The sequence below is a fragment of the Ovoidimarina sediminis genome, assembly GCF_032586175.1.
Classification (GTDB): domain Bacteria; phylum Pseudomonadota; class Alphaproteobacteria; order Rhodobacterales; family Rhodobacteraceae; genus Ovoidimarina; species Ovoidimarina sediminis.
This window is the reverse complement of sequence record NZ_JAWHTE010000001.1, coordinates 293723-315691: the sequence shown is the minus strand read 5'-3', so window position 1 is coordinate 315691 and position 21969 is coordinate 293723. Positions and strand designations below refer to the sequence as shown.

The 21969-nt window shown below is 62.7% G+C and carries 24 protein-coding genes; 15 read left to right on the top strand and 9 right to left on the bottom strand.

All coding sequences use genetic code 11. The features are described 5' to 3' along the window. Positions 1-120 precede the first annotated feature (120 nt). Positions 121-1107 (top strand): UDP-glucose 4-epimerase GalE, encoded by a 987-nt coding sequence (galE, locus tag RXV90_RS01580; protein WP_316646474.1) that lies wholly within the window; start codon positions 121-123, stop codon positions 1105-1107. Here galE and RXV90_RS01575 read toward each other — a convergent pair. From RXV90_RS01575 to RXV90_RS01560, 4 genes are read right to left on the bottom strand one after another with little or no spacing between them, the layout of a single operon-like run. Further along, complete coding sequence (locus RXV90_RS01575; protein ID WP_316646473.1) at positions 1104-1583, bottom strand: DUF6505 family protein; 480 nt, start codon at positions 1581-1583, stop codon at positions 1104-1106. The two genes, galE and RXV90_RS01575, sit on opposite strands and share 4 nt — an antisense overlap. Further along, a complete protein-coding gene (locus RXV90_RS01570; protein WP_316646472.1) occupies positions 1580-2320 on the bottom strand; it encodes a biotin/lipoate--protein ligase family protein in 741 nt (246 codons plus the stop codon). The genes RXV90_RS01575 and RXV90_RS01570 overlap by 4 nt, the downstream gene beginning before the upstream one ends. Before the next feature lie 4 nt (positions 2321-2324). Next, positions 2325-3404: an Mrp/NBP35 family ATP-binding protein gene (locus tag RXV90_RS01565; protein ID WP_316646471.1), complete on the bottom strand. Its 1080-nt coding sequence runs from the start codon at positions 3402-3404 to the stop codon at positions 2325-2327. Next, the gene (locus RXV90_RS01560) at positions 3397-3603 is read right to left on the bottom strand and encodes a DUF6494 family protein (RefSeq protein WP_316646470.1); all 207 of its coding nucleotides are present in this window, start codon (positions 3601-3603) and stop codon (positions 3397-3399) included. Before RXV90_RS01560 ends, RXV90_RS01565 begins: the two co-directional genes overlap by 8 nt. 102 nt (positions 3604-3705) lie before the next feature. On the opposite strand from RXV90_RS01560, the gene RXV90_RS01555 reads away from it, so the two are divergent. Continuing rightward, on the top strand, positions 3706-4524 hold the full coding sequence (locus RXV90_RS01555; RefSeq protein ID WP_316646469.1) for a hypothetical protein: 819 nt from the start codon (positions 3706-3708) through the stop codon (positions 4522-4524). Between the two features lie 14 nt (positions 4525-4538). Here RXV90_RS01555 and RXV90_RS01550 read toward each other — a convergent pair whose 3' ends face one another. Beyond that, complete coding sequence (locus tag RXV90_RS01550) at positions 4539-6506, bottom strand: 4Fe-4S binding protein (protein WP_316646468.1); 1968 nt, start codon at positions 6504-6506, stop codon at positions 4539-4541. Positions 6507-6608: 102 nt separating this feature from the next. On the opposite strand from RXV90_RS01550, the gene RXV90_RS01545 reads away from it, so the two are divergent. From RXV90_RS01545 to RXV90_RS01485, 13 genes are all read left to right on the top strand, one after another. Continuing rightward, positions 6609-7184 carry a DUF3305 domain-containing protein gene (locus RXV90_RS01545; RefSeq protein ID WP_316646467.1) on the top strand — a complete coding sequence of 192 codons (576 nt, stop codon included), beginning with the start codon at positions 6609-6611 and terminating at the stop codon, positions 7182-7184. Continuing rightward, positions 7181-7897, top strand: coding sequence for a DUF3306 domain-containing protein (locus RXV90_RS01540; RefSeq protein WP_316646466.1), 717 nt, complete (start codon positions 7181-7183; stop codon positions 7895-7897). Before RXV90_RS01545 ends, RXV90_RS01540 begins: the two co-directional genes overlap by 4 nt. Positions 7898-7996: 99 nt before the next feature. Next, positions 7997-8614 carry a TorD/DmsD family molecular chaperone gene (locus RXV90_RS01535; protein ID WP_316646465.1) on the top strand — a complete coding sequence of 206 codons (618 nt, stop codon included), beginning with the start codon at positions 7997-7999 and terminating at the stop codon, positions 8612-8614. Positions 8615-8684: 70 nt separating this feature from the next. Next, entirely contained in the window at positions 8685-8876 is a 192-nt protein-coding gene (locus RXV90_RS01530) for a twin-arginine translocation pathway signal protein (protein ID WP_316646464.1), read from the top strand. A gap of 68 nt (positions 8877-8944) precedes the next feature. Continuing rightward, a complete protein-coding gene (locus RXV90_RS01525) occupies positions 8945-11842 on the top strand; it encodes a formate dehydrogenase subunit alpha (RefSeq protein ID WP_316646463.1) in 2898 nt (965 codons plus the stop codon). A gap of 18 nt (positions 11843-11860) precedes the next feature. Further along, positions 11861-12457, top strand: coding sequence for a formate dehydrogenase FDH3 subunit beta (fdh3B, locus tag RXV90_RS01520; RefSeq protein WP_316646462.1), 597 nt, complete (start codon positions 11861-11863; stop codon positions 12455-12457). A gap of 216 nt (positions 12458-12673) precedes the next feature. Then, positions 12674-13885 (top strand): formate dehydrogenase subunit gamma, encoded by a 1212-nt coding sequence (locus RXV90_RS01515; protein ID WP_316646461.1) that lies wholly within the window; start codon positions 12674-12676, stop codon positions 13883-13885. Next, entirely contained in the window at positions 13882-15213 is a 1332-nt protein-coding gene (locus RXV90_RS01510; RefSeq protein WP_316646460.1) for a c-type cytochrome, read from the top strand. The genes RXV90_RS01515 and RXV90_RS01510 overlap by 4 nt, the downstream gene beginning before the upstream one ends. Beyond that, positions 15210-15335, top strand: a complete 126-nt coding sequence (locus RXV90_RS01505; protein WP_316646459.1) for a hypothetical protein — start codon at positions 15210-15212, stop codon at positions 15333-15335. Before RXV90_RS01510 ends, RXV90_RS01505 begins: the two co-directional genes overlap by 4 nt. Positions 15336-15415: 80 nt before the next feature. Then, a complete protein-coding gene (locus tag RXV90_RS01500; RefSeq protein WP_316646458.1) occupies positions 15416-15925 on the top strand; it encodes a DUF2478 domain-containing protein in 510 nt (169 codons plus the stop codon). A gap of 7 nt (positions 15926-15932) precedes the next feature. Continuing rightward, entirely contained in the window at positions 15933-16637 is a 705-nt protein-coding gene (locus RXV90_RS01495) for an ABC transporter permease (protein WP_316646457.1), read from the top strand. Continuing rightward, positions 16631-17347 carry an ATP-binding cassette domain-containing protein gene (locus RXV90_RS01490; RefSeq protein ID WP_316646456.1) on the top strand — a complete coding sequence of 239 codons (717 nt, stop codon included), beginning with the start codon at positions 16631-16633 and terminating at the stop codon, positions 17345-17347. Before RXV90_RS01495 ends, RXV90_RS01490 begins: the two co-directional genes overlap by 7 nt. Beyond that, the gene (locus tag RXV90_RS01485) at positions 17344-18141 is read left to right on the top strand and encodes an ABC transporter substrate-binding protein (RefSeq protein ID WP_316646455.1); all 798 of its coding nucleotides are present in this window, start codon (positions 17344-17346) and stop codon (positions 18139-18141) included. The genes RXV90_RS01490 and RXV90_RS01485 overlap by 4 nt, the downstream gene beginning before the upstream one ends. Here RXV90_RS01485 and RXV90_RS01480 read toward each other — a convergent pair. Genes RXV90_RS01480 through oppB form a run of 4 tightly spaced genes read right to left on the bottom strand, consistent with a single transcriptional unit; the run spans position 18122 to position 21969 of the window. Beyond that, positions 18122-19153: an oligopeptide/dipeptide ABC transporter ATP-binding protein gene (locus RXV90_RS01480; RefSeq protein ID WP_316646454.1), complete on the bottom strand. Its 1032-nt coding sequence runs from the start codon at positions 19151-19153 to the stop codon at positions 18122-18124. The two genes, RXV90_RS01485 and RXV90_RS01480, sit on opposite strands and share 20 nt — an antisense overlap. Further along, a complete protein-coding gene (locus tag RXV90_RS01475; RefSeq protein WP_316646453.1) occupies positions 19153-20115 on the bottom strand; it encodes an oligopeptide/dipeptide ABC transporter ATP-binding protein in 963 nt (320 codons plus the stop codon). Before RXV90_RS01475 ends, RXV90_RS01480 begins: the two co-directional genes overlap by 1 nt. Beyond that, on the bottom strand, positions 20115-21044 hold the full coding sequence (locus RXV90_RS01470) for an ABC transporter permease subunit (RefSeq protein WP_316646452.1): 930 nt from the start codon (positions 21042-21044) through the stop codon (positions 20115-20117). Before RXV90_RS01470 ends, RXV90_RS01475 begins: the two co-directional genes overlap by 1 nt. Position 21045: 1 nt before the next feature. Next, positions 21046-21969: an oligopeptide ABC transporter permease OppB gene (gene oppB / locus RXV90_RS01465; RefSeq protein ID WP_316646451.1), complete on the bottom strand. Its 924-nt coding sequence runs from the start codon at positions 21967-21969 to the stop codon at positions 21046-21048.

The following is a 21969-nucleotide window of genomic DNA, read 5'->3' as shown; positions in this document are numbered from 1 at the left end:
GGGAAATCGCACACCCCTGGTTGGCCAAAGCATTGTGCATCGGGGCAATGGGTGTTTCTTTCCGGCAGGGAAGACAGGAAGGGCCGCTTCTATGCAGGAACCTGGGCACGGAAGGCAGATATGACCATCCTTGTGACCGGAGGTGCCGGCTATATTGGAAGCCACATGGCATGGGCACTTGCGGATCGTGGCATTCCCTTCCTGGTGCTCGATACGCTCGAACGCGGCTTCCGCGAACTCGTGCCTCCAGCTGCGGTTTTCGTCGAGGGCGATGCCGGCGACACGGCGCTTGTGGCGCGGCTGATCGAAGAGCATGGCATCCGGGAGGTCGTGCATTTCGCCGGGCTGATCGTCGTGTCGGAAAGCGTCGAACACCCGGACCTCTATCGTGAGCGCAACACTGAGGTCTCGCGCCGCCTGATCGAAACCGCTGCCGCGTCTGGGGTCGAACGCTTCATCTTCTCGTCAACGGCGTCCGTCTACGGAATGGCCGGACTTGGCCCGTTAACGGAGACACTCGAATGTCACCCGGTAAACCCCTACGCGCAAACAAAACTCGACACGGAAGGCACACTCACCGAGGTTGCGGAGGACAGCCCTATGCGTTTCGGTATTCTGCGCTACTTCAACGTTGTGGGGGCTGATCCGAAAGGGCGTACAGGGCACACCACGAAGACGGCCACGCACCTGATCAAGGTCGCTTGCCAGGCCGCGCTCGGGCAGCGCGACGGCATCACCGTTTTCGGCACCGACTACCCCACGCCTGATGGCACATGCATCCGCGACTACATTCACGTCTGCGATCTCGTCGAAGCGCATCTCGCGCTCTTGGAAGATCTTAGGGCAGGGGGCGAAAGTGGCATCCTGAATTGCGGCTACGGCTCCGGCTACTCTGTCTGGGAAGTGATTGAGGCGGTGAAGACCGTCAGCGGCGTGGATTTCCACGTTCAGACCGGGCCTCGCAGAGAGGGCGATCCCGCGTCGCTGGTCGCCGATGTCGGTCGGATGCGTGCGCGGCTCGGCTGGGTTCCTCCGCCGCGCCCCCTCGCAGACGTGGTGCGATCGGCCTATGACTGGGACGTGAAGCTCGCGGCGGGGCGCGTTTAGTCGACCGATCCATGCACCGCCACGATGTCGAGTTCGGCATCGGACGGTATGATCGCGCGGAAGCTTTCTTTAACACCGCTTTCGGTCAGTTCCCGCGAAACGACAAGCAACGTATTCGGATCGTGATCGGCGCAAAGATCTTGCATATAAGCAAGTTCCTCGACTGCATGAGGCCGCGCCGTCTCGCGATCCGGGGCACCGTAGATTGCCACGAAATGATCGGCCAGACGGTCGGCCAAGTCAGCCAGTTCAGTGTCTTCGATCTGTGCCACTGCAACCAGCGTCGCCCGCCCGAAGCTATCGATCGACAACCAGCCATTGGCGAAGGCCTGCCGCGCCTTGCCCGTCAGATCCGCCTCCGACCAGTTCGAAAACTCGAACCCGCCTGGGATTGCCCATTCCCCGCTGTCGGCAGGGCGCGAAAAGATGTTCTGATCGCTTTCATCGAAATGGATCGTACGCGCGAGTTTCTTCATTTGCTCCCTTCCAGCATGGCGCTAAGCGGCAGGAGCCGCATTGCTTCCCCCTGTTTCAGAAGCAGACCACCCCGCTCGTCAAGCCCGGTGAAGACACCACTTTCCGTCCCGGTGGGCAGATCGACCGTCACGGTCTCGCCGACAGAAAAGGCCCGGCCCATCCAGTCGCGATGCAAACGCGGTATCCCGTTATCGAGCCATTCGTGAATCCAGACCAGCGTGTGTCGCGACCAGCTTTCGAGAAGCCGTAAGGGCTCGATCTCCGAACATCCTTCTTCCCAAAGCGTGGTCCGGTCTGGTGTTTCGCCCGGCTCCCGCTCGGCCTCGGCGAAGAACGGAACGTCGAGGCCGACCACCAGCCAATCCGGCTCCGCAGCCGGATCGCCAGTCGATGCCAAGGCCCGAAGCGCCCCGCAACGCGCACCATTGATGCGAAGGCCGCCCGGCCAATCGAATTGGCAGGCCACTTCTGACGGGGCCAATGCGCCGAAGGCATCGGCAAACCCGTTGGCAGCCGCGAGAATCATGGCCATGGCGTCTTCCAGCGGTGCTTCCGGCGCGAGAACTAGCGCGGCGGAAAGATGATCAGGCGGGATGTTATAGGTAATCAGCCCCGGGTCGGTTCCATCCCGAGCCGCCGCAATCGCGGCGTCAAAGGGCGCTGTAGCCGCCTCTCCGCTAAAGAGCGGCGGCAGGGACGGCTCTGGCACCTCTTCCGTTCCGGGCAGGGCGGCCATTGAATCAGACCACCCCGTCCCCGATCAGTTTCCGCGCCAGCGTTCGGAACGCCTGCGCCTGCGGGCTCGCCGGTTTCGAAGCAACGATCGGCGCGCCGCCGTCCGCTGCCGTCCGGATTTCCAGATCAAGCGGAATTTCACCAAGAAACGGCAAACCCAGTCGTTCCGCATCCGCCTTGGCTCCGCCATGACCAAATATATGCGCCTCGTGCCCACAGTTGGGGCAAACATAGGTCGACATGTTCTCGATCATTCCGAACACTGTAGTTCCCAATTTTTCAAACATATTCAGTGCCTTGCGGGCGTCAAGCAATGCAATATCCTGCGGCGTAGATACCACGATCGCTCCAGTCACCTCGGCCTTTTGGGTCAGCGTCATCTGTACGTCGCCGGTCCCCGGCGGCAGGTCGACGATCAGCACGTCAAGCTGACCCCATTGCACCTGCCCCAACATCTGCTGCAGCGCGCCCATCAGCATCGGCCCGCGCCAGACGACGGCCTCGTCCTCCTTCGTCATCAACCCGATCGACATAAGCGTTACGCCGTGATTCCGAAGAGGCAGGATTGTCTTCCCGTCAGGCGACGCCGGGCGTCCGGAGATTCCAAGCATCCGGGGCTGCGACGGCCCATATACATCGGCGTCTAGCATCCCGACCTTCTTGCCCTCGGCGGCGAGCGCCACGGCGAGATTCGCCGAAACGGTCGATTTCCCGACGCCGCCCTTGCCAGAAGCGATGGCGATTATCGCGTTTACGCCCGGCACTTTCTGGGGGCCGGCCTGCTGGGTTGGATGGCGCCCGATCTTCAGATCCGGCGGCGGCTTCGGCGCGGAATGCGCGGTCAGCATTGCTTGCACGTTGCCTTCTCCCGCAAGCGCCTCCACGGCCTTCACGGCGGCCTCGCGCACCGGCTCCATGGCCTTTCCATGGGCCGGATCCACCTCCATCACGAAGCGCACTTTGCCGGCATCGACCGTCAGCGCCCGAATGATATCGGACGCCACAAGATCGGTGCCCGTCGTCGGGTTCACGATCCGCTTGAGTTGCGCCAGAACGTCCTCTCTTGTCAGTGTCTTGTCAGACATCTTTCACCTGAATGTCACCTTCAACAGTGTGCGTCAGATCAAGACCGTCGATGTTTAGAACCACACGTGCCCGCACGCTCTCTTCATCAAGTTTACCGTCCGCCTTTGCGGCGCGAACGGCCTTCTCGATCTCTTGCTGAGATGTGACGCCGACCTGTTTGAGGAATTTGCGCATCGACATGTTGAAGTCGTCACTCACCTGACTTTCCTCCCGAGATTCCTGCACGGCTTGCGATCCCGTGCGCTTTGGCTTTCTCTGAGGGAAATGGGTCAAAGGTGCAAGTCGGACAAGGGAGAAGCCATGTTTCGCGCGACACTGATCACCATCGCGGCCTGGCTGGGGTTGTCTCAGGCGGCTCTCGCTGAAGGGAAAACCTTCGTTCTTGCGGTGGACGGCGTCGTCGCCGAGACGGGACTTGTCGACTACATCCTGCCCCGGTTCGCACTCAAACACGGCGTTCGTCCAAGCCTGCTCACGGGTGATCCGGATGCCTTGATCGAAGAAGCCGAAGCCCTGATCCTCACGGCGGAAGGAGCGTCGCGGCTTCTCGATGCCGGTCGGGCCGACCGCCGGAAGGCGGCATTCTTCAAGGAAACGGAACCCTCCCGCTCCTACGTGATCGTCCTAGTGCCCGAAGCGGAGAACCGCGCCCATGCCGAACAATTTGCCGATTGGCTAACCGGCGAGATCGGCCAGCGTACGGTCGCCACGTTCGAAGCGCCGGACGGATCGGCATTCATCCCCGGCGCCATCAAGGTCGCGGCACCACCGATCCCCGAGCCAGAGGGCGACGCGATGGAAGGCGACCGTCTTGCGCATTTCCACTGCGGAAGATGCCATGTCGTGAGCGAAAAGAACCGGATGGACGGGATCGGCTCCACCCCATCTTTTGCTGCGATCCGCTCCCGTGAGAACTGGCGCGATCTTTTCCAGGCCTTCTGGTCGGCCAACCCGCACCCCTCATTCACACAGGTCGAGGGTCTGACAGAACCTTTCGATCCGGATTTCCCGCCGCATATCGCGCCGATCGAAATCACGCTGGAGGATATCGAGGCGATCTTCGCCTATGCGGCGACGATCCGGCCCAAGGACCTTGGCGCTCCGATCAGCCAGCGCTGAAAGTCCGCACGCGTTCAGTTCTTCAGATAGTCGTCCGTGGTGCGCGGTCTCGGCCGATCGCCCATCCGGAACGGCGAACCCTCGGAATGGTATTGCGCTTTTACCCTGCAGTCGTCGCACATCTGAATCAGCCGGGCGTTATCCGAGTTTGTGAACATCGAATGTTTGCCCGCCAGCGTTTCTACGATTTTATCGATCGTCGATTTCACGCCAAAGAGTGCCCCGCATTCGATGCACGCGAAGGGTTCTTCCCCATGCAGAACCCTGAGCGTCAGCGCCGCCTCCGAAAAATCCATCTGCGGTTTCAGCGTGATCGCGTCTTCAGGGCAAATCGTGGCACATATACCGCATTGCAGACAGGCGTCTTCCTTGAACCGGATCTCTGGCTTGTCTGCGTTGTCGTCGAGCGCGCCCGACGGGCACAGCCCGACACAGGACAAACAAAGGGTGCAGGCCTCGGAATCGACAAGAACGGCGCCGTATGGCGCACCCTCGGGCAATGCAAAAGGCGCGGCTTCGGGCCCGCCTGCAAGCGCCCGTGTCGCGAGCCGTGTGACATCTCTGCGGGGGCCAAGGGGCAAGATCGGCTCGATCTGCGGCACCTTCGGCCGGGGCCCGTAAAGCTGGTCGGAAAGCGCATCTGGGTCGTTCAGATCCAGAAGTTGCACGGCCTCATAGGGCCACCCGGCGCCTCCCAGCAAAGCCCTGGCGAGGGCGAGTTCGCGTTCCGCCGGATCTCGCTCGCTCTTGGGGGACAACAGGACGTGTACGGCACCAAAGCCCGAAGCCAGTGCAGCAACCATCTCGGCGTGGCCGAATGCCCCGACCGAAGCGATCTCGAACGGCACGACATCTGCGGGAAGCCCGCGTCCCAGACGGGCCGAAAGCGCGATCATCTCGCGCCCGTGGCCATCGTCATGAACAAGCAGCCGGGGCAGGGTGCCGCCCGCGGCAATGAACCGTTCCGCCATCAACCGCAACGCCCGGAAGGTATCGGCCACCGCCGGCGCGTCGAAGCTCACCGCACCAGAGGGACATACGGACGAACAGGCGCCGCAGCCCGCGCAAATCATCGGATCGATCTCCACATGATCGCCCGCCGGGCTGATCGCACCTGTGGGACAGAGGTCGAGGCATCGGGTGCATCCCGTCTGCTCTGCGCGGGAATGGGCGCATAGAGTCGGCTCAACCGCCACGTGCAGCGTTTTCTCGAAGGTGCCAACAAGACCCGATGCCTCACTGCCGACCCGCGCCACGGCCGCCGGGTCACCCGGATCGGCGCGAAGGTATCCGTCGCGCTTCTCGGGTGCGGGGAAAAGCGCCGCGCCACCGGAAACATCCACGATGATGTCACACTGTGACGACGCCCCGTTCATCGGCTCCGAGAATGACAGCGGGCCGCGCCCGCCGGGCCGCGCGCCTTGATAGGCATCGATCGTCACCTTGAATGCGCCGAAGCTTCCCGTGGCAGACTTCAGGCGCCCCGCGATGACGTCGAAATTTCGTTGCGTGCCGGGCAGGATATCCGCCGGTTCCGGCAGAAGACAGGTGACCGAAAGCGTCTCGGAAAGCCGCTCTGCCAAGGGCAGCGCCACATCTTCCGCTCCCACCACGAGGCAAAGCCCTTCGCTTGAAACATCAATCGTCTTCTCCGGCTGCCGTTCCAGAATCGCGGCCGCGACAAGGGCCGCAATCTTCGGGGTGGCTCTTGCGCCTTCGTCGGACCATCCGGCCCGATCCCGGATATCCACGGTCAGGGGTGTGTTAGCCCCCACTTCCTCCGCCAGGGCCTCGAAGGTGTCCGCCTCCTGCTGGCACGCAACGATCACATCGCCACCGCGCAGCGCTTCGGCGGCAAGGTCAAGTTCTCTCGTGCAAAGCCCGGTATGGATCTTCGAGCAAGCCAGCCCGGTGGCCTTCGCGATCCCCTCCCGGTCAAGCGTCTGGGTGCCTGCGCAATCACACAGCAACAGCTTTGTCATCGTTCCTCCCGATCCCTGCCGAACTGCTGCTGGACACCTGCGTTGCCCGCCGCAATAATCCGGTCCGGCCAAAACCTAGTGAGGTGGCCCGGGGAGGACAAGATGAGCAGTGATCGAGCGCCAGAACGCAGTGTCAGCCTGCCAGTGGGCGTCGTCGTCCGCCGCGCTCCGGGTGTAACCCGCTGGGCAAAGTGGTCATGGCGCGCAACCGCTGTGCTGCCCGGTGCGGCGTCTGCCGACTGGGTCGAACTCCGCCGAGAGGGTGATGCTGTGGAATACCATGCCGCAACCGCGGACCTCACGCTCCACCGGTCTGAAACCGAAGCTTACATTCCGGCGCTAGCGAACACGCCGCCTCTGTGCTGGGTAATCATGCGGGCCGATCGCGACGGCGGAAATGATCGGCCGGAACTGCTTCTCGTCACGGTCTCGGCATACGAGGCACAGGATTATGCCGACAACGGCGAGGATATCGTCGAGGCGATCCCGATGCCCGACGGGCTCGCCGCCTGGGTGGATGATTTCGTGAAGCGGCACCATGTCGACGAGGAATTCGTGAAGCGCAAGCGCAAACGCCACTTTGAAGACCTTAAGGAAGACGGAATCGGCGACGCACGCGTGCGTCAGCCGGCCGATGTCTACCGCGCGCCGTCTTCGATCAAGAGGAAACCATCGTGACCGACGGCTCCGACGGCTTCCTGTCACGCTGGTCGCGCCGAAAGCGCGGGGCCGTGAGCAAAGAACCCGAACCCGCGCGGCCGTCGCCCGGCACCGAGCGCGCGGTGGCGACCGAACCAACCGGCGCCGCACCGCGTCCGCCTGAAAGCGAGTCGCTTCCACCTCCGGAGCCGGAAAAGCCGGAGGAAGAAGCCGAGATCCTCGCGCGGTTGGGTCTTCCGGATCCGGCCACGTTGCAGAAGGGTGATGATTTCCAGCCTTTCATGCAGGCCGGTGTTCCCGAGTTCCTGCGCCGCAAGGCCCTGCGCCGCCTGTGGCGCTCGAACCCTACGCTTGCGGTGCTCGACGGGCTGAACGACTACGACGACGATTTCACAGGCGGGTTCGTTCCACCCGGCACTCTGAAAACCCTGTACGAAGTGGGTAAGGGCCTGGTCTCGCAGGGCACGAACGAGATGCAGGAAAGTGCACGTCCCGAGACGCAGCCGGAAAAAAATGCCGGTGCACAGGACACCTTGAACAGTGCAAACACGCGCGCCCCCGATGCCCCTGGCGAGAACGACGATGCGCGCTCAACGGAGCCGGAGGCTGGGGGGGCAGGGGAGGATATCACGCCATCTGAACAAGCCGCTGCACGAGATGCGCCCGAACCCCAAGACGAAACGCCGCGCCCCACGCGCCGCCGCATGACGTTTACCCTCCCGGAAGCGTGAACCGAAATACAACCATGCGGTGCGCGAGACTCTTGCATTCCTCTGCATACCGAGTAACTTTGATGAAACCCGAAAAGGGACGCCAGGAAGGGAGGCTTGGTGACAGACCGAACTGGCAAAGTCGAGGTTACCGAAGAAGATCGGCTGCGGGCCGATCTCTATGATTTTCTTGGCGCGCTGCTGGCGCGTCCGCCGTCCCAGGACATGATCGAAAAGACGCGTGCGCTTGAGGGCGACGATTCGCTGATCGGGGAGGCTGTGACGGCCCTGACGCGGGTCGCGACGTCGCAGAGTGCTGCCGGCGTCGAACGCGAATTCAACCGCCTCTTCATCGGGGTGGGGCGGGGCGAACTTCTGCCCTTCGCAAGTTTCTACATGACGGGGTTTCTCAACGAGAAACCGCTCGCCGTTCTGCGCCGTGATATGGCGCGGCTCGGGATCGAGCGCGCCCCGGACGTTTTCGAGCCCGAAGACAACATCGGATCGCTCTGCGAGATGATGGCGGGGCTCATCACCGGGCGCTTTGGCGATCCCCTGCCGCTCTGGCAGCAGCGGGATTTCTGGAACGCTCACATCGGGCCCTGGGCCCGCCACTTCTTCTCTGATCTCGAGGGCGCGAAAAACTCGCTGTTCTACACTCCCGTTGGTGCCATCGGGCGCATCTTCATGGAGGTCGAGAAGGAAGCATTCAAGATGGCCGGCGACAGTGCGGCTTGACGGAAATGGCCGGGGACGCCCGGCAAGCGAACAGGTCGGGGACGCCCGGCTGAAAGAGGAGGCGCAAGACGTGAAAAAACCGGATCAAAAGACAGGCGAAAGCCGCAGGGGCTTCTTGAAGCTCATGAGTGTTTCGGCTCCGGCAGCGGCGGTTTCGGCAGTGACTGCGACCGAAGCCGATGCGGCAGAGCCGGTCGAAGAGGGCAGCGGTCTTCGTATGACCGCGCATGTGAAAGCCTACCTCGACAGCGCCAGGTTCTGACCGCGCGGTACCTTGGAAGCGCAGGGCCCGAACGGGCCGGCGCCAACTCAATAGGGAACAAAAACAAGATGCTCAGGAAGAAGACAAACAGCGTCGCGCGGCCCAAGGCCCGGGAAGGCCTTCTGGCCCGTGTCGGCGAAAAGCGCGTCGACCGCCGCTCATTCCTCCGTACCAGCGGCCTCGCCGTCGGTGGCCTCGCGGCCTTCGGCGCGACAGGCGGCATGGTCCAGAAGGCCGAGGCGCAATCGGCCGTCGCCAATGCGGTGAAGAACGTCAAAACCGTATGTACGCATTGTTCGGTGGGGTGCACTGTGATCGCCGAAGTGTCGGACGGCGTCTGGACGGGGCAGGAGCCCGGTTGGGACAGCCCGTTCAACCTCGGCGCCCACTGCGCCAAGGGCGCGGCAGTCCGCGAGCACGCCCACGGCGAGCGCCGTCTGAAGTACCCCACCAAGCTCGTCAACGGCGAGTGGGTGAAAGTTTCCTGGGAAGAGGCGATCAACGAAATCGGCGACCAGATGCTGAAGATCCGCGAAGAAAGCGGGCCGGACAGCGTGTACTGGCTGGGCTCCGCCAAGCACAATAACGAGCAGGCCTATCTCCTGCGCAAGTTCGCGGCCTACTGGGGCACCAACAATATCGATCACCAGGCGCGGATCTGTCACTCTACGACCGTTGCGGGTGTTGCGAATACATGGGGCTACGGCGCCATGACCAACTCCTACAACGACATCCACAACTCCAAGGCGATGTTCCTGATCGGCGGCAACCCTGCCGAGGCACATCCGGTGTCGCTTCTTCACATCCTGAAGGCGAAGGAAGAAAACAACGCGCCGCTTATCGTCTGCGACCCGCGCTTCACGCGTACGGCCGCCCATGCCGATGAGTACGTACGCTTCCGTCCGGGCTCTGACGTGGCGCTAGTCTGGGGTATCCTCTGGCACATCTTCGAGAATTCCTGGGAAGACAAGGAATTCATCCGCACCCGCGTCTGGGGTATGGATCAGATCAAGGAAGAGGTCGCCCGCTGGACGCCGGAAGAGGTGGAACGCGTCACTGGCGTGCCGGGCTCCCAGCTCGAGCGCGTGGCACGCACGCTTGCCAACAACCGTCCCGGCACAGTGATCTGGTGCATGGGCGGCACCCAGCACACCAACGGCAACAACAACACGCGTGCCTACTGTGTGCTGCAGCTTGCCCTCGGCAACATGGGCACCTCCGGTGGCGGCACCAACATCTTCCGCGGCCACGACAACGTGCAGGGCGCAACGGACCTCGGCGTTCTTGCCGATACGCTGCCTGGCTACTATGGCCTCGCACCCGGATCGTGGGCGCATTGGGCCCGGGTCTGGGAAGAAGATCTCGAATGGCTCAAGGGCCGCTTCGGCACCAAGCCCGGCGGCGGCCAGGACGGCGCCGATCTCGTCATGATGAACGAGCGCGGTATTCCGGTGTCCCGCTGGATCGATGGTGTCCTTGAAGCCAAGGAAAACCTCGACCAGCCCGACAACACCCGGGCCATGGTCTTCTGGGGCCACGCGCCGAACTCGCAGACCCGTCTGCCGGAAATGAAGACGGCGATGGAGAAGCTCGACATGCTGGTCGTGATTGATCCATTCCCGACGGTCACCGCGATCATGAACGACCGCACGGATGGCGTGTATCTTCTTCCCGCCACGACACAGTTCGAGACCTACGGCTCGGTCACCGCGTCGAACCGGTCGCTCCAGTGGCGCGAGAAGGTGATCGATCCGCTCTTCGAATCGAAGACCGATCACGAGATCATGAAGCTCTTCTCCGACAAGTTCGGTTTCACCGACCGTATCTTCCGGAACATCGCCCTCAACGGCGACGAGCCTCTGATCGAAGACATCACCCGCGAGTTCAACCGCGGCATGTGGACGATCGGTTACACCGGCCAGTCGCCCGAGCGTCTTCGCAAGCACATGGAGAACCAGCACACCTTCGACCGCACGACGCTTCGTGCGAACGGTGGGCCGGCAGATGGCGACTACTATGGTCTGCCGTGGCCAAGCTGGGGCACGCCCGAACTCAATCACCCGGGCTCACCGAACCTCTATGACATCTCCAAGCGCGTTGCCGATGGCGGCATGGGCTTCCGTGCCCGCTTCGGGGTGGAGCGTGACGGCGACAACCTGCTCGCCGAGGGCGTTGCGCCTGTCGGATCGGAGATCCAGGACGGTTATCCCGAGTTCACCATGCAGATGCTCATGGATCTCGGCTGGGACGGTGATCTGACCGACGAGGAACGCGCGTCAATCGACGCCGTCGCGGGGCCGAACACCAACTGGAAGACCGACCTCTCTGGCGGCATCCAGCGGGTGGCGATCAAGCACGGCTGCGCGCCCTACGGCAATGCGAAAGCTCGCGCGGTGGTCTGGACCTTCCCGGATCCCGTGCCGCTGCATCGCGAGCCTCTGTATTCGAACCGCCGCGATCTGGTGGCCGATTACCCAACCTACGACGACAAGAAGTTCTGGCGGGTCCCGACGATGTACTCGTCGATCCAAAAGAACGACTTCTCCGAGGAGTATCCGATCATCCTCACCTCCGGGCGACTGGTGGAGTACGAGGGCGGCGGCGACGAAACCCGGTCCAACCCGTGGCTCGCCGAACTCCAGCAGGAGATGTTCGTCGAAGTGAACCCGCGGGACGCCAACAACCTTGGCATCCGCGACGGTGCGGATGTCTGGGTGGAAGGTCCCGAGAAGGGCAAGGTCCTCGTCAAGGCCATGCTCACCGAACGGGTCGCACCCGGCGTTGCCTTCATGCCATTCCACTTTGGTGGCCACTGGCAGGGCGAAGATCGAAGATCGAAATATCCCGAGGGGGCGGATCCATACGTTCTTGGGGAAAGTTGCAACACCGCGCAGACCTATGGCTATGACTCCGTGACGCAGATGCAGGAGACCAAGGCCACCCTCTGCAAGATCTGGTCGGCGTAAAGGGAGGAATGAAGAAAAATGGCTGCAAGAGCGAAATTCCTCTGCGACGCTGAGCGCTGCATCGAATGCAACGCCTGCGTTACCGCGTGCAAGAACGAGCACGAGGTGCCCTGGGGCATCAACCGGCGCCGGGTCGTGACCATCGAAGACGGTAAGCCAGGCGAGCGGTCGATCTCGGTCGCCTGCATGCATTGCTCGGATGCGCCGTGCATGGCGGTGTGTCCGGTCGATTGCTTCTATCAGACCAATGACGGTGTGGTCCTTCACTCGAAGGATCTCTGCATCGGCTGCGGTTACTGCTTCTATGCCTGCCCCTTCGGCGCGCCGCAGTTCCCGCAGGCGGGCAACTTCGGGTCGCGCGGCAAGATGGACAAGTGCACCTTCTGCGCCGGTGGCCCGGAAGAGGACATGTCCACCGTCGAGTTCCAGAAGTACGGCCGCAACCGGATCGCGGAAGGCAAGCTTCCGATCTGTGCCGAGATGTGCTCGACCAAGGCGCTTCTCGCCGGCGACGGCGATACGGTCTCGGATATCTACCGCGAGCGTGTCGTGGCCCGTGGCTTCGGCTCGGGCGCCTGGGGCTGGGGCACGGCTTACGGCCAGAAGGGCGGCTGACGCCGCCCCAAAGGCCCTCGCGCCACGCGCATTCGGGACGTCGCGGCCAACACCGCGGCGTCCTTGTTCGATGGTCTCCGGGTACGCAAGAACAAATGGGTGCCGCCACTCCGATAGAGGGGTTTGAGCGCCTTGACTTGAAGGTGTCCCGGTACAGGTAAGCAGGCATAAAATTGGCAAAAAGCCCATGACGGCATGTCTTCTAGGGAGGTTGGTATGACAAGGGTTCTGGCAGGTCTGTTTGTCCTGATTTCGGCGGCGTTTCTTTCATCCACCCCGGCGTTGGCGCAGACCTCAATGGGTGGACCCGATGTCATCACAACTGAAGATGCAAACTCGGATCTCGAGAGCATTCTCGCGCGCCAGCGCGGCGAAGACGTTCCCCGGCTGCCGCGGGACTTCGACAGCGCGACGGAACAAGCCCAGGGCATCACCAGCATGCTGGGTGTTCGCGGCGGCGCTTCCGACGCCGAGGTCTGGGAAGCCCTGCGTTTCGGCACGGCCGATGTTACGGTCTCCGCCGGCGGTGCGCCGGCGCGCGTTCTTATGCAGGATCGCGGCATGTGGTGGCAAACCTTCCGCCAGGGCCCGCTTTCCACTTATGGCGGCTACCTCCTTCTCGGCACGCTTGGATTTCTTGCGCTCTTCTTCATACTTCGGGGACGCATCCGGATCAGCCATGGCCGCGCCGGGGTGACGATCCTCCGTTTCAACGCAATCGAACGTTTCGCCCACTGGCTTCTTGCGGGATCCTTCATCGTTCTTGGGATCACCGGGTTGCTCACGCTGTTCGGCCGTAAGGGCCTGATCCCCCTGATCGGGCACGAGGCTTACTCCACCATGGCGATCGCTTCGAAGTGGGTGCACAACAATGTGGCCTGGGCCTTCATGTTGTCGATCATCATGGTCTTCTTGCTCTGGGTCGTTCACAACTTCCCTTCGAAGCACGATCTTGTCTGGTTCGCCAAGGGCGGCGGGATCATCGGCAAATCGCATCCGCCTGCAAAGAAGTTCAACGCGGGCCAGAAGATCATCTTCTGGTCGGTGATACTGCTTGGCGGCTCGATTTCCGCCTCCGGTCTCTCGCTTCTATTCCCGTTCGAGCTGCCGATGTTCGCCAAGACTTTCGCGATCCTCAACGATTTCGGCGTGCCCGGGCTTCTCGGGATGGAGGCGTTCCCCGCCCAACTCGCGCCACATGAAGAGATGCAGTTCGCGCAACTCTGGCACGCCATCGTCAGCTTCGTGATGATGGCGATCATCATCGCGCACATCTACATCGGCTCGGTGGGCATGGAAGGCGCCTATGATGCGATGGGCACGGGCGAAGTCGATCTCAACTGGGCCAAGGAACATCATTCGCTCTGGGTTGAAGAGGTTCAGGCCAAGAAAGGCTCTGCCGCGCCCGGCGCCCAGCCCGCGGAATGATCGCGATCCTGGCCCGCGCGACGGCGCTGGCGGCGATTGTCGTCGGCGCGCTTCCCGCCGGTGCGGCAGATTTCCGCACATTCGCCGGGCACGGCGGGCCTGTGATGGGGCTCGCGATAACCGGTGATGGCGGCACCCTCCTCAGCGCGAGCTTCGACAATTCGGTCGGCCTATGGTCCCTCGAAGGCGACGAGGCCATTCACTGGCTCGACGGCCATGAGGCGGCGGTGAACACGGTGATCCCCCTGACGTCCGGACGCGCCGCCTCGGGCAGCGACGACTTCGACGTCATCATCTGGGATGTTCTCGAGGGCCGGCAAGTTCAACGTCTTGAGGGCCATACCGGCAAGGTCATGGGCCTCTCCGTCACACGGGACGGTACACGCCTCGCCTCGGCAAGCTGGGATGGGAGCGTGCGGATCTGGTCAACGGATGACGGCCGGCTCGACGCCACATTGACGGAGCACGAGGGCCCCGTGAATGCTGTCGCATGGTCAGGTGACGAGCGCCGTCTCTATACCGCAGGATATGACGGTACGCTCCTCGAATGGGAAACCGCCACATGGCGGGTTACACGTCGCCTCGCAAGCCACGGCTTCGGCATCAACGTGATCCTTCTGAACGAGGCGGAACGCTGGCTTGCCTACGGGGCACTCGATGGGGGCACTCGCATCCTCGCGCTCGAGACTGGCGAGGCGCTGGCCGATCTAACCGCGGGTCGCCGCCCGATCCTCTCGCTCGCCCATTCCTCGGCAGGGGCGCGTCTCGCGGTGGGCGACGGCGAAGGTTACATCATGATTGTCGGTACGGGGAACTGGCGTGTAGAGCACGATTTCCGCGCCGCTCTCAACGGTCCGATCTGGGCGCTTGCCTTCACCGGTTCGGGCGAGGGCATCATCGCGGGCGGCATCGCCAACGAAGCGATGCTCTGGCCGCTCGACGGCACCGACAGTGCGCCCCGCCTCGCCGAGATACGGCGCGAGTTCCATACCGACCCTGACGCGGTGCCGAATGGAGAGCGCCAGTTTCTGCGCAAGTGCTCCATATGCCATACGCTGGGCGAGGATGGCGAACGCCGAGCCGGACCGCCGCTGGCGGGGCTCTTCGGACGTCGCGCGGGCTCGGTGGACGGCTACCCCTATTCCGAGGCCATCCTCGCCCTCGATATCGTATGGAGCGAAGAAACGATCGACGCGTTGTTCGATATCGGCCCCGACCACTATATCCCCGGCACCAAGATGCCGATGCAACAGATCGCCAAGCCCGAGGACCGGGCCGACCTGATCGACTTTCTGAAACGGGAAACCGCTCTGGAGACCAAAAAATGAAACCGATGCTCCTTGCGTTCATTGCCATCGCCGTCATCGCCGCGGGGGCTGACCGCGCGCTCGACTATGCCGGCTTCTCGTCGGGCGAACGCGGCTCCGCCCCAAGCGTTCGGCTCGACTGAAGCCCGCTTTTCCTTTCGGGGGCCATCGGGTAGGGTCGCTCGACAAAAGGGAACCCGGGCGGCGTCGTCTGAACCACCACATGCTAGGCTATGTCACACAGGATGGCGCGGGACGCGCCGATGCGCTGATGGCGGATGTCGCGGCGCGGCTTCAGGCGCGCGGCTGGACGCTCGCTGGCGCGGTGCAGCACAACGTGGGCGCTGCGTCGGACGGGCGCTGTCATATGCATCTCCAGATCCTGGGCACCGACAACATTGTCCGGATCAGTCAGGATCTCGGTCCCTATGCCAGGGGGTGTCGCCTCGATACCGGCGCGCTTGAAACGGCCGTGGGATACGCGGAAAGCGCGCTCGAAGCATCACCGCGTCTCTGCATAGTCAACAAATTCGGCAAGCAGGAAATCGACGGCAAGGGCTTCCGCCCGCTGATCGGCCGCGCTCTCGCCGAAGGTGTCCCGGTGGTCTGCGCCGTCGGCCCGACCCATCTCGACGGCTTCCGCGCCTTTGCGGGCGAAATGGCCGAGCAGGTGTCGCCCGACGTGGATGCCATCCTGGCATGGATCGACAACACAGCCGCGGCAGAGGTCTGAGAGCGCCTTGAACGACATCGTCGAAGGCCTGTTGACCGCGGCCAGGCTCATACTGAGGCTCGACGCCGATCTGATCGAAATCACGCTGCGATCGCTCCATGTTACGCTGACTGCCACCCTTATTGCCTCAGCTATCGGGCTGCCCCTCGGTGCATGGCTCGCTGTCAACCGCTTCCGTGCCCGCCGGATCGTGATCGCGCTCCTCAATGCCCTGATGGGCCTGCCGCCTGTCGTGGTTGGGCTGATCGTTTACGTGCTCTTCTCGCGGGCCGGGCCATTCGGTGTACTCGGCCTTCTCTTCACCCCGACCGCGATGATCATTGCGCAGGTCCTGATCATCACGCCGATCATCGCCTCCATCGCCCACCAGGCGATCCGCGAACTCTGGGCGGATTATCACGATCTCATGATCTCTCTGAACGCCTCCCGTCGGCAACGGATCGCCTCGCTGCTCTGGGACGGCCGCCGCCCCCTGATCACCGCCTCTCTCGCAGGTTTCGGGCGTGCGATCGGCGAGGTTGGTGCGATCATGATCGTAGGCGGTAATATCGACCATGCGACCCGGGTTCTGACCACTGCCATCGCCCTCGAAACCGGCAAAGGGGATTTCGGCATGGCCCTTGCGCTCGGCTTCATTCTGATAGGCCTTTCCGTGGCGGTGAATCTCGCGCTCCACGCCCTGGGCCGTACCGAACGGGGAAGCCGATGGTAAGCCGCTGCCTGCCCCTCACGCTGCGCGGCGTAGAACTGCGCCGGCAAGGCCGCACGATCCTGGGCCCGATCGACTGGACGCTTGAAGGCGACGGGATCACGGTGCTGATGGGCCCCAACGGGTCCGGCAAAACCTCGCTCCTCAGGGCCATGCACGGGCTTGAGCGGATCAACCGGGGCGAACTCAAGTGGTCTGGCGACGAAGCCGAGGTCCGCCGCGCACAGGCCTTCGTCTTTCAGACCCCGATCCTCATGCGTCGTTCCATCGTCGATTGCATCGCCTATCCCTTGCGCCTCGACGGTGTAAGCATGCGGGAGGCCCGAAGGCAGGCGGAGGGGGCGGCTGAACAGGTCGGGCTGAGCGGTGCGCTGGATCGCCCCTCGGAAGTGCTTTCGGGAGGCGAGAAGCAAAAGATGGCCCTCGCCCGTGCGCTCATCCGTAAGCCAGAACTTCTCTTTCTGGATGAGCCTTGCGCCAATCTCGACGGCGCCTCGACCCGCGATATTGAAGAGATACTGCGCAGCGCCCGCGACGCCGGCACCCGCATCGTGATGTCCACCCACGATATCGGCCAAGCACGCCGTCTTGCCGACGAAATCCTCTTCCTTCACGGCGGGCACCTCCTTGACGCGGCGCACAGGGACGCGTTCTTTGGTGGCGAAATCTCGCGCCAAGCAACCGCCCATCTGAACGGAGAACTGATTCCATGATCCGCGCCATTGCGACACTTGCGCTTTGTATCTTCGCCCTTCCGGGGTGGGCCGATCCAATGCGCATGGCGGTTACGACGTCCTTCGCGAATTCCGGTTTGGCCGAAGTGCTTTTGCCCGAGATCGAGGCGGAAACTGGGATAGAGCTTCAGCTTCTGATCGTCGGCACCGGTCAGGCGTTGAAGCTTGGCGCGGCGGGCGATGTGGATGCGGTGCTCGTCCACTCCCGTGCGGCGGAGGACGCGTTCGTTGCAGAGGGCAACGCCCCTCATCGCCGCGAAATCATGTACAACGATTTCGTCATCGTCGGTCCCACCGGTGATCCGGCGGGCGTGTCCGGCGCGGACAACGCGAATGCCGCCCTTCGTGCAATCTCATCGGCCGAGGCGGCCTTCGTGAGCCGAGGCGATGACAGCGGAACGCACAAGATGGAACTACGGCTGTGGGATGCGGCCGGGGTGGCGGTCGAGGGCGACTGGTACAAGGAAGTCGGCGCAGGAATGGGCGCAGCCCTCAATACCGCCGCGGGCCTCGGGGCCTACATCCTCACTGACCGCGCCACCTGGCTCAAATTCGCCAACAAGGCGGGCCTGTCGCTCTTGTTCGAGGGCGATCCCGTCCTCTTCAACCAATACGCATACCTGCCTGTCAGTGCTGACAAGCACCCACATGTTAAGGCCGATCTCGCCACGCAGCTCGAAGACTGGCTGACATCACCAGCAGCTGAAGCGCTCATAAACGGCTACGAAATCGCTGGTGAGCGCCTCTTCACATTCAACGCGAAGCCGCGCTGACATCGGGCCGCGCCGCGTCGAGGTCTTCAACCTCTTCGGGCGCGAACGGACAGGCCACCATACGTGCACCTTCCCAGCGGTGCTCAGGCTCGTGATGGGCGCAGGACGTACGCGCGACAGGGCACCGTGTCCGAAATGCACAGCCCGAAGGCGGGTTTAGCGGGGAAGGCAACTCTCCTTCAAGCGAGGCCCGCATTCGCCCGCGTTCAAGCTCCGGATCGGGCAGGGGAACCGAAGCGATCAGGGCTTTTGTATAGGGATGCCAGGGGGTCGCGATCAGCTCTCGCCCCGGCGCGGCCTCCACCAGACGGCCAAGGTACATCACCGCGATCCGGTCCGACACATGGCGAACGACCGAAAGATCATGCGCGATGAAGATGATCGAAAGCCGAAACTCCTTCTGGATCGCCTTCAGAAGATTGATCACCTGCGCCTGAACCGAAACGTCCAGGGCCGAAACCGGCTCGTCACAGATCAGCAGCTTGGGCTTCAGTATTAGCGCCCGGGCGATCCCGATCCGCTGGCACTGGCCGCCTGAAAACTCGTGCGGATACCGGTTGATGAGGTTCGGCAGAAGTCCGACCTTCGTCATGATATCCTGCACCTGCGCGCGCACGTCGTCCTTAGGTGTCTTCGGGAAATGGGTGATCAGCGGCTCAGCAATGATCTGCCCGACGGTCATCCGCGGGTTCAACGCCGCGAGCGGATCCTGAAACACCATCTGCACGTCGCGCGAATGAGTCCGCCGCTCCTCGCGCGCCATTGTCAGCAGATCCTTGCCTTGCCAAAGCACCGCGCCACCGGTGGCCTTCACGGTGCCGATGATCGCGCGGGCCAACGTCGATTTCCCCGATCCGCTTTCGCCCACGATCCCCAGCGTTTCGCCTTCGTTCAGCGTCAGATCGACGCCGGTGACGGCCTTGAGCCGCTTCGGGGGCGTCCACGGCCAGTCCGACCGCCCGTGGATGGGGAAGGTAACCTCGACGCCACGCGCTTCCAGCAATGCGGCCATCACGCCACCTCCCGCAATGGCACGTGGCAGGCAAAGGCACGCGTCCCGTCGGCTTCGAGGGCCGGCACCGTCGACGCACAGCGCTCAACCGCGCGCGCACAGCGCGGGTGGAAGGGGCAGCCGGAGGGCAGGCCAAGCATGTTGGGCGGCTCCCCGTCGATCGTCGGCAGCACCTCGTGATCTTCGTCAAGCCGCGGGATCGCCTTCAGAAGCCCCGCCGTATAGGGATGCGTGGGCGCGGCGAAAAGCGGAGCCGTTTCTCCGGCCTCCATGATCCGCCCACCATACATCACGACGGTCCGGTCACAGAAGCCAGCCACGATTCCGAGGTCATGGGTGATAAGGATCACCGCCGTACCGAACTCCTCCCGGATCTCGGACAAAAGCGTCATGATCTGGTTCTGCACGGTCACGTCGAGTGCGGTCGTCGGCTCGTCAGCGATCAAAAGCTCAGGGCGGCACAGCAGCGCCATCGCGATCATGATCCGCTGCCGCATGCCGCCCGAAAACTCATGGGGGTAGTTGTCGAGGCGGTTCTTCGCATCCGGTATTTTCACGGCGTCGAGCATCCGGCCCGCTTCTGCCATCGCCTCCCGCCGGCTCATCCCCTTGTGCAGTTCGAGCACCTCGGACATCTGATCCGATACACGAAGGTAGGGGTTCAGCGAGGTCATGGGATCCTGAAAGATCATCGAAATCTTCGCCGCGCGGATCCGGTTCAACTCCGCATCGGGCTTGTTGAGGATCTCCTTACCCCCGAACCTGACCGATCCCGAGGCCCGCCCGTTTCTGGCCAGAAGGCCCATGATCGCGAATGCCGTCTGGCTCTTGCCCGATCCGCTTTCGCCCACGACAGCAAGCGTCTCCTTCGCAGCCACATCAAAGCTCACGCCGTTCACGGCATTCACTGTCCCGTCATTCGTCTCGAAGGCGACCGAAAGATCTTTCACGGATAACAGCATCAGCGATCCTTCGGGTCGAGCGCGTCACGCAAACCGTCGCCGACGAAAAAGAAGGCGAAGAGCGTGATGCAGAAGAAGAACAGGGGATAGAGAAGCTGCCACAGCGTGCCGTACTGCATCTGGCTCGCCCCGTCGTTGATGAGCGCGCCCCAGGATGTGTTGGGTTCTTGCACGCCGAGTCCGAGGAAGGAGATGAAGCTCTCGTAAATAATCATGGATGGTACCAGAAGCGTGGCATAGACGATTACCACGCCCAGAAGGTTCGGCACGATGTGGCGCAGAATGATCGTCAGCGGTCGTACACCGGTGGCGACGGCCGCCTCCACGAATTCCTTGTTCTTGATCGAAAGTGTCTGGCCTCGCGCGATCCGCGCCATGTCGAGCCACGAAATTAGGCCGATCCCGAGGAACAGCATGAACAGCGACCGTCCGAAGACAACGAGCAGCAGGATCAGCACGAACATGTAGGGAATCGACATCAGGATATCGACGATCCGCATCATGATGTTGTCGAGCCGTCCGCCGAGGTATCCCGCCGTCGCGCCATAAAGCGTGCCGATGATCACGGCCACAAGCGCGCCGATGATTCCGACCATGAGCGATATGCGCGTGCCCTGAACGACCCTCGCAAAAAGATCACGACCCAGTTCATCGACGCCGAAATAATGCCCGTTGGCTAAATTCGGGGCCCCAAGCTCGGCGACATTGCCGAGCATGTTCCAGTCAACTTCCTCGTTCGACCAGGCGGCGAAGTACTGCCCGAAAGTCGCGAACAGCCCGACGAGGATCAGGACGATCAGGCCCCCGGTCGCCGCGCGGTTCCGGAAGAACCGCGACCGGGCATCTTGCCAAAGCGACCGGCCGGCAACCGGCTCCGCGGTGATTAGCGCCTCTGTCGTGGCGGCGGGGGTCAGGGTGGGAGAACGCATGTCAGTACCTGATCCGGGGGTCGATCCATGCGTAAAGGATGTCGACCACGAGGTTGAACAGTACCGTCAGCGTTCCGATCAGAACCGTTATCCCAAGCATGACGCCGTAATCCCGGCTGAGCGCCGATTTTGCGAAGAACTGACCAATCCCGCCGGTGGAAAAGAACATGTCGATCACCACCGAACCGGTGATCATGCCGACAAAGGCGGGCCCCAGATAGGAAATCACCGGAAGCATAGCGGGCTTCAGAGCATGGCGGAAAATCACCCGCTTCATTGGCAGGCCTTTGGCGCGCGCCGTGCGAATGAAATTCGCGTTCATCGTCTCCAGCATCGAGGCGCGCGTGATCCGTGCGATGGACGCCATGAACGATGTCGACAGCGCGATCACCGGCATGATCACGTATTGCCACTGGCCGCCCTGCCAGCCGCCACCCGGCAGCCAACCCAGCCAGAGCGTAAAGATCAGGATCAGGATGGGCGCCATCACGAAATTCGGCAGCACCTGCGCCCCGATTGAAATGCCCACCGCCATGTAATCAAGCCAGGTATTCTGCCGGATCGCCGCGACGACGCCCAGCGACACGCCCACCCCGACAGCGACGAGGAACGACCACGTGCCGTACTTCAAAGTGACGGGGAAGCCCTGTGCGATGATGTCGTTCACGTCCCGGTCCTTCAGGATATAGGACGGTCCGAAATCCCAGGCAGTAACGATATTCCAGACGTATATCGCGATCCGCTGCCAGAGCGGACGATCGAGCCCGTACTTGGCTTCTAGGTTCGCAAGGACTTCCGCCGGCACACCGCGTTCGGTCGCGAACGGCGAACCGGGCGCGGCCTCCATCAGGATAAACGTCACGATAATGAGGATTAGGATCGTCGGCACCGCGACGGCAAGGCGCCTGACCGTGAAATTGAGCAT